The following is a 15393-nucleotide window of genomic DNA, read 5'->3' as shown; positions in this document are numbered from 1 at the left end:
TGCAGTACAGATAGTGTTAGGTCGGTTATCTTCAAAGCGGATCTAAAAGAGTATCGATGCCTACAGTGGAATTAACATCAATCCGAAATACAGGCGTTACTACCGTAATCGGTTGGCGATAGTCAGTATGAGCCGGTTTTTGTAAATCGACAATAGCGGTGACAATCTCTTGCTGTTGCTTGCGCCGTTCAGGATTGGCCGTTGGCAAAACAATTTGCACCCAAAAGAAGAAGGGAGCGCCACCATCAAGGATGGTATCTTTCCCAATAGTAGCATGGACACCTACCTGAAATGGCGCGTTCAGTTCATTGACCTGCACACCAACATCAGATGTCGTCTGTACCCCTGTCTGGGTATAAATAATTAAAGCTTCTTCTAAACCGCGTTTAGTGCCTCGCAGCCGATACAATTGAGTTGCTCTAGCAATCAACAGTCGTTTCTTATTTTCTTCCCAATCATCCCGCAGAGTCAAGGCTACCCAACTAGCCAGCCAAGGTAAGAAGTCGAAGTCTTTGTCCCTGGGGTCGCTGGGAGCGCGTTGAGAGGCACTCAAGTTGGCTCCAGCCTCAAAATACCGATACACTCCCGCTAACTGGGTTGTTCCGCTACTAGCTGGATTGAGTAGCTTGTCTAAATCGGTAATGTTTCCTCCCCCCAGAATTTCTTCTAGACCCGGTTGAGGAACTTCTGAAGATACTTCCCCTAAACCAAGGATAATTCTTTCAAAAGCCAGTAGGAAGCGACCGAGAAAATTCGGCTGGTTAGCTTCACTATCTTCTTGAAAAATAGCCGGTAGGTAATTTAGTAAACTACTCGCCTGTCCAGTTCTTTCATTAATTGTCATAAAATCCCCTCCAGAAAAAATTGTTTGATCACTTACTGGCTCAACCAGTAATAGCTGAATTCACCTCAACCAGTGATCGCAAATCAATCACTTCTCCTGCTTTGATTAACAGCCATCCCCCTTCTTGGTTGCGATCGCTGGATAATTGAATAGAAGTAACCTGAGCAATACCAGTAATAATTGTTGCCAAATTTAATTCAAGAGAATTTGTCTCAAGATACTGAGAATCTACTAATTGCAAGCTACTTAGTTTGATTGTTTGGTTGTCGGTAACTTCAATTTTTATGTCAGTTACACCCAGCGGATTTAGTTCGTGAATTGTGGGATATAAAGGATGAAAGAAAGCTCTGGTTTGGCTTTTAATTTCTCGCTTCAGTAAGTCAGGATTTGCTCCAGAAGCAGCCCTAACTTTAATTGTTAACTGCACTGCCAAGAAATTAGCACTAGGTGCGATAACAATCTGGGATAATTTAAGGCGATTTACTGGCAAATAATGATCATATAGCCGCAGTCCAATCGGTTCTCCCTGATCGTTCCAGATAGTATCTGTTGCTAGGCAATGTTGATCTTCTGGCTGGCACTCGCTGACAAGTAGAACGTCTGTTAAATAATCAATTCCGTCAATTTTTTCTAGTAATTCATACACCTCCGAGACGTGAACATCTCGACCAAAGGGCCAGTTTTCTGGGTCAAGAAATTGCTGCATAGCTTTGACGATGCCGTTACTGACTGTCTCAGTGAGTACATCAGAACGACGAGCAACGAGAATTTCTGCACTGACAGGAGTATAACTTGGTCCGACAACCGACAGGCGAGTAGTAAGGATAGACCGTTGCTGAAGATATCCCTGAAGTGCATCTCGTAGTAGAGTCGTTGGTTGCGGTCCTAATTGATTGGCACTGTCACTATCTTTATCAGGTAGAATCAGAACACTAACATAGTTAGGTTTACTTTGCTTCTTTTCTTCTTCCTTTCCTGCTCCTAAATAGCGTTGTGGAACACAGTGAGCGCGTCTAATTTTTTGGCTCACTTTTGAGGGTAAATTTTCTTCTTTTATCTCTAAATTCGTGGTTTCCCACCATTCTTTGCATCGGTCTTTAAGAGATTTTTCAAGTAATTTGTCCGCCTTTTCTTCTTGCTGCATCTGCACTAACCAGATGTTAAATTTTTGCTGACTTAGGGTTTCGTAATCTTCAGCCGTTACTGCTCGATATTCATCCCGCAAATTTAAAACAGCATCCTGGATTTCTTGTGCTAAATCCTGATTTTGATCGGCAACCCAATCAGGTCCATTAAGCAACCGCAAAAATGTTCGCAAGTTATCATCAGTTATTCGATTTTGCCGATACAGCAACATTTCCGTCAAGTAGGCAAACATTTCAATCAGGGTAATGCCGGGATCGGAGGGATTATAATTTGTCCATTCCGGGGCGTAGTTAGGAATCAGTCTGAGGGCTTCGGCAACAAGATCCTCATAAGTGCGGTCATCTAAGTTAGGCAATTCTAAAGGCATGGTAAATAATTCACAATTTAATTAATTTTCAATCTTCAAAAACTGCAAGCTTCCTCAAGATTCCTTAAAAAATAGGCTGATGGTGTGAGTACCAGAATAGACTAAGAAACGGCCGGTCTTTCTTATCGCCTCAACCTCCTGAGAAACCCTGCCATCATCGACCAGGAGGCGGCGAATATAACTGACACCCGGGACGGCTTCTAATAGGGCATAAAAATCGGATTTGTAGGGTTCGCGTCCAAAATCCCAGCCATTGCCATCTAATCCGCCCGTCAGGGGGTGTAAAAATTGCTCTAGCGTTGCTTTAACTGCTTGTTCGACAGCACTGGCTCCTTCGAGTGAACTCAAAGCAATTTCGACATTAACGCTTACTGGGATATAAGGAGGCCCAACCACCAGAATCTCGACAGTTGGACAAGCACGCGCTCTGAGAAACTTTTCAACTCGGCTAATCAGTTCCAGACTTGGTAGAGGCTTGAGCGCCTCAGAGCGCGGTACGATGATGATGCTGGTTGTTCCCCGTCTAGGTGCTTGCTCAGGTGGATCTCCTAGCCAATGTAGAGGTAGGCATTTCGCCCTTGCCACCTCTGGGGAAGCCAGTTTTGCTAAGTCTTCGTAATCTTCTAGGGTGACGGCGCGATCGCGGTGACGGATAGTTTCAGGGAGGCGATCGCGCAGGGATTCCAGGGTCTCTGCTTCTGCTCCACCCGCCGCCGCTTGTAAGTTGGTCACTTTCTCGATGTAGGGAACTGTGGTCTTCAGTTGCACAATACTATCGACTGGTTTATTCCCCGCTTTACCGCCGCCTGTCTGATACCGCGCTATCCTTAGATTACCAGTTCCCAGAGGCGGAATCAGCCCGTTGCGTCCGTTACCAAACCGAATTTTGCCCGTAAGCTGGTCGAGGACGTAGTGGCGATCGCGCGAAGTTGAGCCATAAAAATCAGGAACTTGCTGCCATTGTACCCAGACTTCTCGAGAATTGGGAATTGGGGTAATCGGGTTGCTATTTCCTTGCAGTTTTAGTCTCTCTAGCTCTAGTTCTGAAGGTTTTTCTGGTTCTCTGACCTCTAATTGTGGGTTTTGCAGGACGGGAAAGCGAGTCGTTTGGAAAATTTGATTTTCTGACCCGTTACTAGAACCTAAAATTTCCTTGACAATCGTGATCGTTTGGCTGGCAAAAGTTGTATTGAGGGCAAGGTTGATGATTCTAGGTTCAATGAGATAGTCTCCTGTTTCCCACTGTACCCGTAACCAGTAACGTTCCGATAAGTCAAACTCGGCTTTAGTTTGACAGTCAGCCGGAACCAAGAATTTAATTAATCCTGAAAGGGTGAAATTTTCGCTGCCATCATCGACCGTAAGTTTTGACCAAGCTTGTCCATTCCAATATTGCCAAGATAACCGGACTGGCGACATTGGCGGTAGTTGGTCTGCCACAAAAGTTTCTAAAGTAGCAGTATAAATAGTAGCAAAAGTATCAGGACGGCTCAGGCGGAGGAAAGCAAGATCTCGGTTTTCCTGATTGAGATCTTCGGGAATAGTAATCTGCACTTTTAAGGATTTTATTTCCCCAGGAGCAAGAGTAATTGAAGTCCCTTCCTCTGAGATTGTCGTCTCCCAATTATTGCCCCAAATTTCCACTCGCCAAGTGACTGATTGATCCGTATCATTTGTTACCCATATAGGATGGGTGACTATTCCGGTTGTCGCAACTTGACGACTGTAGGGGGGAGAAAGAGGGATAAATTTTTCCCCATATTTCAAGTCTGCTAAGGAGACAAAAAGACTCAGAGGACGATTGGGGAAATTGGAGCGAGTTGGCGGAAGGGTAAATCCTAGATATAACGAAGGATGAGATTCTGTGAGGGCTTCAAAAGGAATAAATGGTTGTTCTTTCTGTTGAATGTAGGTAAAGTTATTGTAGGTTTGACAGGCAGAGAGGGACTGAGTAGCATTATATGTATAAGTTAGGGTTAGGGATTTGAGCAAAGGGGGAGAAAGGGTGTTAGAGATTAACCATACTCCTGTCCCCACGGGATGAGGCGATTGTAGGGATTCTGTCAAAGTTAGGCTATTATTTGAGGTATTAACAACCCCGATAGTTCGGATTTCCTGAGTGTTAGTTCCCGTGGCAATTTGGATGCGATCGCCTGGCATAAATCCCCGGCTACTGTTGACGATAATTTGCTCAGTGCTTTCCCTAATTTCTTGTCTGAGGGTAGTAAAAGTAGGGGGTTGAGAGGAAATACCCGTGCCATAGTTTCCCCGAACAATCCGCACGCGAATCCAATAATTATTCTTACCATTAACTTCACCTAATCCCATCCGATTGGGCAAGGTAAAAGTGATTGAGCCACTTTGGGTAAATTTGGCAGTTGCTGGACTACTGGAAGTTACCAATAATGGCTGCCAAGCTTTACCATCCCAAGCATCGAAGGCTAATTCAACTTCATTTCCACTGTTGACGGGGACAGTTTCATTGAGGCTGATATTGACTGTTACCCTAGCTCCAGCTTTAGCAAAGACTTCCTGACTGGCTAGGTATAGAGTATCGCTGAGGCGGGGGTTTTCGCCAAAGGGAGAGAAGTCTTTAGTTAGGTCGAGGGGTGAAGAATTAATAAAACCGAGATCGGGTAGTAAATTAGACTGAGTAACGCTCACGCTCGCTGTAATCCCTTGAATTTTCGGTAAGGGAGGAGAACCAGGGATTAAAGACTGATTGAGCGCAACTTTCAGCCAGGACGCTTCTACGCCATTGATGATTTGTTTAACGGGAACGGGAAAGTTAGGAATTGATACTTGCCAACTTTGGTTATTTTCTGAGATATTACTGACCAATTGACTGATTTGCCGCCAATCTTGACCATCCCAATAAGACCAAGTCAAGGGGAGTCCTGCTAACCTCTGAGCCTCCTCAGATTGAATTGTTAAGGTGGCGGTTTTAGCAACTGGTAGGGTGAACAGGTCGTCGCAAGCTAAGTACAGGCTGTGTTCGACTCCCCCATCGCCATGAAAGACAAAACCCGCAGTTGCAGTTTTGGTCGTCAGCCACCCAGTGCGATCGCTCCAGGTATCCTGCTGCGGCTCCTGCACAAATACGGAAGTGAGTTGAGCAGCAGTAACTACTAATTCCGCTTCTGTTTCAAAGATGACTGGGTCTTTTTCCCCTTCCGCCGGGGGAGCGGCTACCTGAGTTCCCACTGGAACCACTACATCCACTGTAGAGCCAGCCGCCAAAGAAAAGGTCAGGGGAGTGCGAGCGGCTTGAGGTGGGAGGCGGGAGGCTCCTAACAAGTCCAGGAATGCCAAGAAATTCTTGTCCGGGACTTGGTTCAAGCGCTCGATGATAATTTCGGCAAAGCGGGCAAAGGTGCCAATCAAGACGGCACTGATAGTCCCCTTTTTCGGCAGTCTCTTGCCTGTTACTGGATCTATTTCAGATTCCTGCCAAGTGGGTGCATATTCAAGCAGTAATTCCTGCAACTGCTGGGTAATCTCAGTTGCTGTGCGCTTGTCAATTTTCGGGGCTGATTTAACCATTGAATTATGAATTATGAATTGGGAATTAGAAGATTAGCCGATGATCAATCTAAAATCAAACAGGATTCTCAGGATTTTAGGATTTTCAGAATTTGATAATTTTAGGATGATCAATATAAAATCTAAAATCTAAAATCTAAAATTCATCAACCGGCACTCCTTTCTAAATAAAACGGATAGACGAGATTAAAAACGTTATTACTTGCTCGCACCTGATATTCAATACTGATGAGCAGTTTTTCTCCGTCGCTGTCGGATTGGGGAATCACTTGAACGTCTAGTACATCAATGCGAGGCTCGAACAAGAGCAAAGCTTCTCGCACTTGTTGGGAAATTTTGCCAGCGGTGGCTGCCGTATTCATTTCAAAAACGAGGTCGTAAATCCCACAGCCGAAATCAGGGCGCATCACGCGCTCGCCCTTAGCCGTTCCCAGAATGATCCAGATGGACTGACGGACGCTTTCTTCGTACTTAGCCCATTTGAGTGCCCCCGAATCCACCTGAATGGGGAATCCTACGCCAACACCTAAAAAAGATTTCTCCATCTCTATCCTCCATTTAACCAATTAAGACAGTACCGACAGCAATAACCTGTCCTACGGGCAAATCGGCTGGATCATTGCACGTCTGGGCTGTATCGCTGTTGCGCGCTGCCATTTTGCCGTTGATCTTGACGGTTGGGCTACCGATTTTAATAGTAGCTTTGTTGGCGGGAGGGTTCTGGAAGGCCGTACCAGGAGGGGTAGGGATATGGGGCGGGGTGTTGTCCGCCGTGCTGTCCACGGTGGCGGCTGCCATCCCCATAATCTTGACATCTGCACTGAGGTTGCCGTTGATGATGCCAATAAAGGGGTGGGGAAGGGGAGTCGGAACTGGTGGTCCCGGCGGTGCTGGCACCATGACAATGTGGGTGTCGGTGGCAATAATTTGGTCGCCTTGTTTAGCTGCGGGTTGTCCCATAATGGATTTTAGATTTTAGATTTTAGATTTTAGATTTTGGATTTAAAACTAATTGAGGTTGATAGTTGCGCCTTTAAGATTCATGGTGGCGCTGGCTTTGATATCCATGCCTGCACCAGCTTCTATTTTGCTGTCGGCGGAAGACTTAATTTCGATTTTTTGTGCGTCTAGTTTGATCGTACCTTTAGTAGCAGAAAGGGTAATGTCTTTGTCAGCAGTAATCGTAATTGTGTTATTAGATGTATCGAAAATTAGGCTGTTATTGCCACTTTTATCGATAATCTCAATAGTTTCTTTGCCATCTTCATCATTGAGACGAATGGCATGACCGCTGCGAGATTTGATCAACCGCAGGTTATTTTTCCCGTCGCTATTATTAGCTGGAGGTGCATCTTTGCCATTCCAAAGAACCCCCAAAACGTAAGGAAACCGCGGGTTTCCCTGCTCGAAACCTACCAGAACTTCATCATCTACTTCCGGGAGAAAGTAGATCCCTCTTTCTTTGCCGGCCATTGGGGCAGCAATTCTCGCCCAGTTGCTTTCATCTTCATCTTTATCGCTAAGCCAGGGAAATTTCAACTTGACTCGACCTAAGTTATCCGGGTCTTTATTGTTGGTAACTATACCTACGACCACTCCGAAAATACGACCAGCGATCGCTTCCCTAGTTTCCGTATCTACTGTCACCTCAAAGAGATTCATATTGCATTCCTCCGAATTGTAAAATAGGTGAAGTAACCGCGAGGTCCGTAGCGATGGCTGGCCGCGGTGACGTAATACAGTCCACTAAATCGCTCCCCAATACCATCGATCTCAATGACTTTACCAGCCCGTACTTGGGTATTACCCCGACAAATGCCTTGACCAGTAATCAATCCCAGTACCTCCCGATTGAATTGAGCTTTAGCAAATTGATCAGCCTCAGCTTGACTGGCAACGGGGCGATCGCTAATGCCTCCTATCCCCTCACCGAAGGCACTCTCACTAAGCTTGGCACCACTCGACTGTCCCCCCATCGTCGAGACTTCATCCCCTGCCTTAGCCTGTCCAAGAACTTTTTGCTTGTCCTTGGCACTCCAGCCGCGCACTGACACCTGGTTCACCTGTCCGAGAGAGGAGAGGCGGGGAGAAAATTCCAGCAGGTTATCTTCCAGAGTCAGGGTTAAGACGGCGCTACTGGCATTCCCTACCGGGCGGAACAAGAGGGTTTTGTCCTCTACTACTACCTCATACTGGAGCTGCCGCGCTCGTGCTTGCAAGAATTCCAGATCGGTCTGGTTAGCCTGCATAATATAGTCATGGGTGACTTGGCTATCTTCGGCTTTGGCAGTAAGTCCTCCTTCACTGGCAATTTGAGCGGCGATGTCGCTGTCTTTTTTCTGGAGGAAAGTACGAGTCTTGCGTCCTCTTTGTAGTCGGTGGCGGCGATCATAACCACGCACGATCAAGCTAGGCAGGCGATTAATTGTAAATTCTGGTTCTAATCCGGTGATTTCTCCCTTAATTAAGGTGGCCACTTGGCTCCCATAACCCAGTTTAACCTCTACTTCAGTACCAAGAGCAAAAAGAGCGTCATCGAGTAAGGAAATCTGACTATTCTGAGTTTCAAGTCCAGTCAGTTCCACTGTGAACATACTGGGTAGAGTTAGGTCATCCTCAACGGTGATGCTAATAACCTGAATTTCTGTCTCAATTGGCAGTGGTGAACCGCCAATTTTCAGAGCAAAACTCGGTAACAGCAAATTTGGCGTACTCGTTGTCGGCATTATCGATAATTCTCCTGATTTTAGATTTTAGATTAGTTTTTTCCCCGTTTTCTGTTCGCTGCCATATAACTCTGTCACCTGCCCAATTCCCAATTCATAATTCATAATTCATCAACGTAGTTTCGGAATAATTAGAGGATTGCTCACTTTTAAATGGCGCGGATCGTCTAGATTATTTGCTTGGGCGATAATGCGCCAGAGATTGGGATCTCCATATACTTCCGCCGCTAGGCTGCTTAAAGTGTCTCCTCGCTTGACTAGGCGTGTCGTTTGTTCGGGATCAGTTTGTTTGAGGTCTTTTTCTCGATCAATCCATTCAGTAAAAGTCACTGTCAGCCTAGCGCGTAGGGGTTTGCCATCACTTTTGAAGAGGGTAAAGTTCTGCACCAAGTTAGTCACCACTCCCACAAAAGGAAACTCAGGAGGATCGAGGGGATTTCCCCAAGACAGTTTACAAATTGGCGGTTGCTGAGGATTAGCATCTCGTTCAATGCGCGTCAGCTTGACAATTTTATTGGTGAGTTGGCGCACGTCATCTACTGGCTTACCCTCAACGGGTTCGGTCACGTCAAAAAACAGTTCTAAAGCAAGGGTACGACTTCCTCCTCCCCCAAACTGCAAAACTGGTGCATTCAAGTTTCTCTGAGTGGCAGATTGAGTTGTACTTGCTGTTGAGGCTGAGGTATCAGTAGATGATTGACTCCAGGTGACTGGTTTGGTAATTGAATAAGCAGTCGGATTGAATTGCACCGTAATTTCTGGCAGCTTAGACGGTGGTAGGGGTTTAATCGTTAATTTGGTAGGCGTTTCTAGTACCATTGGCTTATCCCTCGACGTTCACGTTCAACGGTTAACTGGCGAAACAGCAGACGGCTGACTTGTTCGGCAATGTCTGCCACATTGACTACCGGAGTCTGGTTTGCTGTCTGAGCGATCGCTGGTATAGCAGGATTTGATGGCATAGCTTCCATCTCGGAAGCCGTATTTGACATCTGACGCAGGATATTGGGACGATTGGGATTGACTGGGAGACTGACTGACGGCAAAGAGGAGTTAGTATAGCCGTTGTTGGCAGCGGAGAAAACTGTCCTCGCTGGTTCACTGGTAGTTTTACGCCAAACCAGATTGGTCGGGACTGAGAGGTTTCCTGGAACCTCTCTAGAGGGAATTTCTGGGACGACGGCGATCGAAGTTGTTGCTAATTCGGAGTTAACGGCGGCAATATCTCTATTTGCTTGATTTCCTGACTGTTTTTGTCCTCCGATCGCCTCTCTGTGTATTGTACCTGAACCTGTTGTTAGTCGGTTAGATTCTTTATCTAGCGATTGTAAGCTTTGCCGCAGCAACAAGGGGGTTGCTGTGCTTAAATTGCTTACTTGAGGTTGTCCTAATTCAACTGAGGTAACTTTTGTTTCTCCTTCTGTTGACGCAACTATTGCCTCTGATTGGTCTAAAATGGCTGCTGATTCTGAGTTAGAAGTGGAAGTATTTATTCTTTCAGTAATTGTTCTCAAAGGTAAAGTAGATTCTTCCGAAGTAGCTGTTAAAGAATCTATCTTCTTTTCTTCAGATGTTTCGTCTGGTTGCTGCCAGTTTTTTCTGAATACTAAAGGGTTGGTTATTGCTTCGTTACTAACTAAAGACTGTTCTTGTTCAATAGCATTAACTTTTGTCTCTGGTTTGAGAGATATTTCTGCTGATTCTGAGTTAGAAGTGGAAGTATTTATTCTTTCAGTAATTGTTCTCAAAGAGGAAGTAGATTCTCCCGAAGTAGCGGGTAGGAAATCTATCTTCCTTTCTTCAGATGCTTCGACTGGCTGGTGCAAATTTTGGCGCAACAACAAGGAATTTGGTGTGCTTAAATTGCTTACTTGAATCTGTTTTAATTCAACTAGAGTAACTTTTGTTTCTTCCTCTTTTGGCGCAACTGTTCTCTGTGGTTGATCTAAGGTAGCCGCTGGCTTGGAGTCAGGATTTGATACCGTTACACTTTCAACAATTGTCCTCAAGGATGGGCTATTTTTTTCAGAAGTGTTTGCTGGAGTCTCTATCTTCTCAGAGGAATTTACTTGTTTACTTAAAGAATTAGAATCTGGTGCTAAGGGAACAGCTTTGCGACTGAGGCGAAAAGTTTGACCAGCTTGGGAATCAGAAATCTTTTCTATTGGTGGCGCAATCTTCTCCTGATATATCCGTTCAGATAACATTGCTGAAGACAATTGGCTAGTGAGGTTCGGTTCGGTTGTAATTGGCTGCACTGGTGTAGCCAACATTAATTCCGTACCGCTACCTGGTTCACTCTCACCAAAAGCATAACGAGATTGCCACCTTTCTAGGAAGCGAGAACGCTGAACCATCCAGCTTGGAACTCGTGCTAATTGAGTCTGGAATTGTTTTAGGTTAATCACCCCAACAGGTTCACTCTGGCGGCGAAGGAGACGCTCTACCAGAACAGATTTTTCATCAGGAGAATCGACCATCTTATACACCTTTTTAGAAACCAATATTGACAGATGCACTCAGTTCAGCGGCGATTCCTCCTACCAAACTGCTCACGCTAGGACGGCTGAGTCCTCGGTGAAATAATTCGACACTTTCAAAGGCGACGTTGCCTGAATCTGCTCGCAATTCTGGGCCAGTCCACTTATAAGGAAAAGCTTCTTTAAAGTTCCACCAAATGACCGGGATGCGCTGCTTGTTCAGCAAATAAATTGTGCCGTTTTGGCGTTCAATCTTGCCTTGGACTACATCTTGATGCCAACTCCATAGTCCATCAATCGGGGTAAGTCCGTGTTTGAGAATCAAAGCTGGGGATTTGCTGCGTCCGGCAAAGCGATGTATGTAGTCATTGACACCGCCTTCCTGGTACTCTTCAATAGTAGTTTCTACCTGCAAACCGCTACATTCAGAGAACCCTCCTGCCAAAATTCCTTCAATCTCGACCAAAAAATTGAAGACCTGATAGGGATCGCTGCGAATTCCCAAAAGATTGGTCGCCAAACTGAAAGCGGCGTTTAAGCCCAAGGATGGCATCGGTTATTTCCTCCTGTTTGCTCAAGTTTGTTCGTTAAAACGCTGGTTGATCTTGGCGATTTCTGCCACCCACTGCTGGCGTTCTGGGTGTTCCAATCCCAGAATTTGTTCCGGCTGCCAGTGAAAGTGGTAGGCGATGTAGGCTACCTCCTCATAAAGCCGTTCGAGGGGGTAGCGTCTTACTCCCCCAAGCTAGTGAGTTCCACGTCAAACTCTTTTTCGCAGTAAGGGCATTGGGTATGAACCCGGTTGTGACCATTTTGATTGATGCGGCAGTAGAGGTCTTGTAAGTAAGCCAAATCTGCCGCATACAGTCCTTCAATCACCTTCGGGTTGATATACTCCAGGCTGCCAAGCTTAGCGATGACCCGCGACAGCAGGACGATCAGCAGATAAGCTTGGTTGCTACGGACACGGGGATCTTTGAGGGGGGCAATTTCATCGAAGGCAGTGGCTAGGCGCATCACACCTTCCCGATGCAGGTTGCCTTCCCCATCTATATACCCTAGGGGTAAGGTAAAGGGAAATTCAGTCTGGAGCATGATTGGGTGATCAGTTTAGCCGGGGATTAAGCTTTAACCATTTCTTCGTGGACAATTTCTAGGGTTTCAATCGCTACTTCATTGCTGGTGGCATTAAAACTCGGACCTGTCCATTTAGAAGGCCAGGCTTCCCGCAAATTCCAGCGCAATTTTTCTTCCTGCGCTTCGTTGAATAGGACAATCGAGACATTTTTGCGGGTGGTTTTCCCACTGATCACGGTTTGTCGCCATTCCCAGAGGGTCTTGGAATCGGTGATGCCCCGTTTTAAGGTAATTGGCGCGAATTTATTCAAACCGGTCAATTTACGCACGTGGTTGGCATCGGTTCCTTCGCGATAGTCAACGGGATCGGTTGTCGCATCTAGACCGCTGCATTCGCGGAAGCCTGCTTCTTGAATGCCGTCGATTTCAACGCGAAAATTGAAACCTCGATAGGGATCAACTCTGTCAGCCATAGAAAATCTCCTTGTTAAACAGCCAGTAAGACAATTGAATGGTTAGTAATCAAGCGGTTGGGCGAATTTCCACGCTTCCCGCCCGATGAACGATCCGAATCACGAGAAACTCAGCAGGAGCAGCAGTTGCTAAACCAATTTCAGTTAGCACCTCTCCTTTTTCTCGGAGGTCGGTCGGGTTAGTTTCAGCATCGCACTTGACATAGAATGCCTGGGCTGGGCTGGCTCCCTGGAGTGCCCCTGACTGCCACAGTTGGGTTAAGTAAGCACTCAGTTCTCGCCCAATTCGCACCCACAAGCGGGGGGAATTGGGTTCAAAGCTTGCCCAGCCCAGATTTTGGTCGATCCACCGCCCCAAGGTGAGGAATAGCCGCCGGACGTTGAGATAACGCCAGTTGGGATCTTGACTGAGGGTTCGCGCTCCCCAGACGCGCAGGCCACGACCGGGAAAAGCCCGCAGGCAGTTGATACCTAGAGGATTTAACTCATCTTGAAGGGAATTGTTGATCGCCACTTGCAAATCCAGGGCATCCTGAATCTTTTCATTCGCGGGAGCTTTGAAGACACCCCTAGCGCGATCGCTGCGGGCAAAGATACCAGCAATATGACCGCAGGGGGGAACCCAACGCCCTTGGGTATTTTTCAGCCAGGGATAGTAGAGGGCCGCGTTAATTGGTTCGGGTTGGCCGCGGACAATTGCCTCTTGCTGCTTTTTGACTGTGGCTAGAGCATCGAGAATGGCGAAGCGATCGCCCTGTTGGGCGCATTGTTGCAACATTGCCTGTTGCACTTGGATAATGGCACTTTCATCCGTCAGCTTCATGGCATCGGGAACTGCCAGTAAGTCCAAATCCTTCAGGGGAGCGAGAGACGACAAAGCCGCTTCTAAGGCTGATTTTGGCTCTTGATTGGAGTCTGCTCGCACCACATAACAGCGAGTACCCCCATTGGCAAAGAAGCCGGTCACTGCCTCTAATAGATAGCCTTGGGCGATAAATTTTTCGCTGAATTCTTCCTGACGGTGTAATGCCAGCGGGGTGTTGACTGGGAAATCCTTCTCTGATGGCTTAGCCTGAAAGAAGCCGACGAATCCAGGAATGCCGGTGGGCAGCTTGGCTTCTGGTTGGCGGAAGCTTTCCTCTCGATAGACACCTGGCGTTTTATAGGCGATCGCCATAGCTCACCTCTTTTTTAGCTGGTTTGGGCCATCTGGCTGATGCGGAAGATGACAAATTCAGCCGGACGAACAATCGCCACGCCAATTTCCGTGACGACTTGGCCCAATTCGCGCAACTCAGGCGGATTGTTTTCGGCATCGCACTTGACGTAAAACGCCTCCTGGGGTGTATTGCCAAACAAAGCCCCCGAGCGCCAGACATTGGTAAGGAATGCCGAAACGTTGCGGGTAATTTGTTGCCAGAGGGCGGGAGTATTCGGCTCGAAGACCACCCACTGGGTGCCTTCGTCAATCGATTCCCGCAGAAAGAGCAGGGTGCGGCGGACGTTGATGTATTTCAAGTCAGCATTGTCATCGCCGCCGACGGTTCTGGCTCCCCAGACTAGGATGTTGCCATTGAGGACGCGGATGCAGTTGACTCCTTTAGGATTCAAGTTATCCTGGTCAGCTTTACTGAGGGGCTGGCTCACGTCTTGCGCGCCAAAAATTACCTCATTGGCGGGTGCTTTGAAGACTCCCCTCTCGTTGTCAACGCGAGCATAGACTCCTGCTAGATGTCCACTAGGGGGGACAATTAGCGACCCATCACCACTAGGATTTTGTAGTTTAGTCGCTGGGTCAAAAACCTTGATCCAGGGGAAATACCAGGCGGCCAAATCGGTTCTTTTCGGCATGACTCCTGAGTCAGCCGGAATTTTCGTCAGAGTGGTTAAATCGGCAGCCGTCGGGGGGCCATCTAGAATAGCAAAGCGATCGCCGGTGGCTTGACAATGAGCTACCACTTTATCTCGGATCGCGTCATCGGTGTTTCCTGGGATTGCTACCAGTGAAATTGGATCGATCGCGGCAAAAGCTTTGAGAGCATCATCAAGTTGTGTATTGTCAACAATCCGCACTACATAGCAACTGCTGCCGCCATTGTTGAAAAATCCGTAAACTGCGTGAGCCAGGTGTTGGTGTCCAGGATCAATGGCAGGATTGTCATCTGCCGTTGGTGCCTTTGTTTCGTCGCCGATTAGATCGCCAAAGAATTTGGTAAATTGGGTCCAATTGGTAATCAATTTAGCTATCTTGGCTGGCGGTGGCGCAAAGTCCACAAACTTAGTGCTTCCGGGCGTTGTCGGATTTTTGGCGACCAGGTGGATTTTGTCTGGTACAATTCCAATAAATCCGGGGATGCTGGTGCTAACTCCGGCGATCGCTTTAACGGCTGAAGGTACTTCTTCAACATAAACGCCTGGAGAAAGATATTGAGGCATAGCCCTCTCCTTAACAAAATATTTGCTTAATCTCCATGCTAGCACTTTTGGTCTATTGGGCGTTGTCAGATGTAAAGATGAATCAAGCAAAAGTGTAGGGAACTGGAACATCCTTAAACTTAACCGACATTCCGCACATCTTCATAGACTTTTATATATTTCCCACATTCCGCACCCTCAACTGTCACATTGAAAATTTTATCTAAATCGTCAAAATGATTGCCGGCTCTGAATTACAGGCTAATTTGTTTGCCCAGCAGCTGCACAATTAGCCCTAAAAATCTGATAGCTCTGATACCAA

Annotated in this window: 14 protein-coding genes and 1 pseudogene; all 15 read right to left on the bottom strand. The window is 46.8% G+C overall.

What is annotated here, in order from left to right; genetic code table 11:
* Window positions 1-31: 31 nt before the first annotated feature.
* Window positions 32-844: a phage tail protein gene (locus tag O9324_RS01180; RefSeq protein ID WP_288139258.1), complete on the bottom strand. Its 813-nt coding sequence runs from the start codon at window positions 842-844 to the stop codon at window positions 32-34.
* A 40-nt stretch (window positions 845-884) separates the two neighbouring features.
* Window positions 885-2357 (bottom strand): baseplate J/gp47 family protein, encoded by a 1473-nt coding sequence (locus tag O9324_RS01175; protein WP_288139257.1) that lies wholly within the window; start codon window positions 2355-2357, stop codon window positions 885-887.
* Window positions 2358-2411: 54 nt separating this feature from the next.
* On the bottom strand, window positions 2412-5900 hold the full coding sequence (locus tag O9324_RS01170) for a putative baseplate assembly protein (RefSeq protein WP_288139256.1): 3489 nt from the start codon (window positions 5898-5900) through the stop codon (window positions 2412-2414).
* 146 nt (window positions 5901-6046) lie between these two features.
* The gene (locus O9324_RS01165) at window positions 6047-6445 is read right to left on the bottom strand and encodes a GPW/gp25 family protein (RefSeq protein WP_002770393.1); all 399 of its coding nucleotides are present in this window, start codon (window positions 6443-6445) and stop codon (window positions 6047-6049) included.
* 13 nt (window positions 6446-6458) lie between these two features.
* Window positions 6459-6860 carry a PAAR domain-containing protein gene (locus O9324_RS01160; RefSeq protein WP_147069015.1) on the bottom strand — a complete coding sequence of 134 codons (402 nt, stop codon included), beginning with the start codon at window positions 6858-6860 and terminating at the stop codon, window positions 6459-6461.
* Window positions 6861-6908: 48 nt separating this feature from the next.
* Window positions 6909-7562, bottom strand: coding sequence for a phage baseplate assembly protein V (locus tag O9324_RS01155; RefSeq protein ID WP_287628860.1), 654 nt, complete (start codon window positions 7560-7562; stop codon window positions 6909-6911).
* Complete coding sequence (locus O9324_RS01150) at window positions 7559-8626, bottom strand: phage late control D family protein (protein WP_287628861.1); 1068 nt, start codon at window positions 8624-8626, stop codon at window positions 7559-7561. Before O9324_RS01150 ends, O9324_RS01155 begins: the two co-directional genes overlap by 4 nt.
* 111 nt (window positions 8627-8737) lie before the next feature.
* Window positions 8738-9445, bottom strand: coding sequence for a CIS tube protein (locus O9324_RS01145; RefSeq protein WP_002770401.1), 708 nt, complete (start codon window positions 9443-9445; stop codon window positions 8738-8740).
* Window positions 9436-11106: a hypothetical protein gene (locus tag O9324_RS01140; protein WP_288139255.1), complete on the bottom strand. Its 1671-nt coding sequence runs from the start codon at window positions 11104-11106 to the stop codon at window positions 9436-9438. The genes O9324_RS01145 and O9324_RS01140 overlap by 10 nt, the downstream gene beginning before the upstream one ends.
* Before the next feature lie 13 nt (window positions 11107-11119).
* Window positions 11120-11659 (bottom strand): phage tail protein, encoded by a 540-nt coding sequence (locus O9324_RS01135; protein WP_002770405.1) that lies wholly within the window; start codon window positions 11657-11659, stop codon window positions 11120-11122.
* A 21-nt stretch (window positions 11660-11680) separates the two neighbouring features.
* Window positions 11681-11818 (bottom strand): annotated as a pseudogene (locus tag O9324_RS27090) (DUF6760 family protein); the annotation flags it as partial.
* Window positions 11819-11838: 20 nt separating this feature from the next.
* Window positions 11839-12201, bottom strand: coding sequence for a hypothetical protein (locus tag O9324_RS01130; RefSeq protein ID WP_002770407.1), 363 nt, complete (start codon window positions 12199-12201; stop codon window positions 11839-11841).
* Window positions 12202-12227: 26 nt separating this feature from the next.
* Window positions 12228-12656 carry a phage tail protein gene (locus tag O9324_RS01125; protein ID WP_002770409.1) on the bottom strand — a complete coding sequence of 143 codons (429 nt, stop codon included), beginning with the start codon at window positions 12654-12656 and terminating at the stop codon, window positions 12228-12230.
* 49 nt (window positions 12657-12705) lie between these two features.
* Window positions 12706-13833, bottom strand: a complete 1128-nt coding sequence (locus tag O9324_RS01120; protein ID WP_287628526.1) for a phage tail sheath family protein — start codon at window positions 13831-13833, stop codon at window positions 12706-12708.
* 14 nt (window positions 13834-13847) lie between these two features.
* Window positions 13848-15092: a phage tail sheath family protein gene (locus O9324_RS01115; RefSeq protein WP_287628525.1), complete on the bottom strand. Its 1245-nt coding sequence runs from the start codon at window positions 15090-15092 to the stop codon at window positions 13848-13850.
* Window positions 15093-15393 lie beyond the last annotated feature (301 nt).

Origin of the sequence: Microcystis sp. LE19-84.1B, from assembly GCF_027531875.1 — a bacterium.
Lineage (GTDB): Bacteria > Cyanobacteriota > Cyanobacteriia > Cyanobacteriales > Microcystaceae > Microcystis > Microcystis panniformis.
This window is presented reverse-complemented; position numbering and strand designations above follow the sequence as displayed.

Bases quoted from the DNA above. Each gene is read 5' to 3' on its own strand.
- O9324_RS01180 (WP_288139258.1), bottom strand. From the start codon at position 844: ATGACAATTAATGAAAGAACTGGACAGGCGAGTAGTTTACTAAATTAC.
- O9324_RS01175 (WP_288139257.1), bottom strand. From the start codon at position 2,357: ATGCCTTTAGAATTGCCTAACTTAGATGACCGCACTTATGAGGATCTT.
- O9324_RS01170 (WP_288139256.1), bottom strand. From the start codon at position 5,900: ATGGTTAAATCAGCCCCGAAAATTGACAAGCGCACAGCAACTGAGATT.
- O9324_RS01165 (WP_002770393.1), bottom strand. From the start codon at position 6,445: ATGGAGAAATCTTTTTTAGGTGTTGGCGTAGGATTCCCCATTCAGGTG.
- O9324_RS01160 (WP_147069015.1), bottom strand. From the start codon at position 6,860: ATGGGACAACCCGCAGCTAAACAAGGCGACCAAATTATTGCCACCGAC.
- O9324_RS01155 (WP_287628860.1), bottom strand. From the start codon at position 7,562: ATGAATCTCTTTGAGGTGACAGTAGATACGGAAACTAGGGAAGCGATC.
- O9324_RS01150 (WP_287628861.1), bottom strand. From the start codon at position 8,626: ATGCCGACAACGAGTACGCCAAATTTGCTGTTACCGAGTTTTGCTCTG.
- O9324_RS01145 (WP_002770401.1), bottom strand. From the start codon at position 9,445: ATGGTACTAGAAACGCCTACCAAATTAACGATTAAACCCCTACCACCG.
- O9324_RS01140 (WP_288139255.1), bottom strand. From the start codon at position 11,106: ATGGTCGATTCTCCTGATGAAAAATCTGTTCTGGTAGAGCGTCTCCTT.
- O9324_RS01135 (WP_002770405.1), bottom strand. From the start codon at position 11,659: ATGCCATCCTTGGGCTTAAACGCCGCTTTCAGTTTGGCGACCAATCTT.
- O9324_RS01130 (WP_002770407.1), bottom strand. From the start codon at position 12,201: ATGCTCCAGACTGAATTTCCCTTTACCTTACCCCTAGGGTATATAGAT.
- O9324_RS01125 (WP_002770409.1), bottom strand. From the start codon at position 12,656: ATGGCTGACAGAGTTGATCCCTATCGAGGTTTCAATTTTCGCGTTGAA.
- O9324_RS01120 (WP_287628526.1), bottom strand. From the start codon at position 13,833: ATGGCGATCGCCTATAAAACGCCAGGTGTCTATCGAGAGGAAAGCTTC.
- O9324_RS01115 (WP_287628525.1), bottom strand. From the start codon at position 15,092: ATGCCTCAATATCTTTCTCCAGGCGTTTATGTTGAAGAAGTACCTTCA.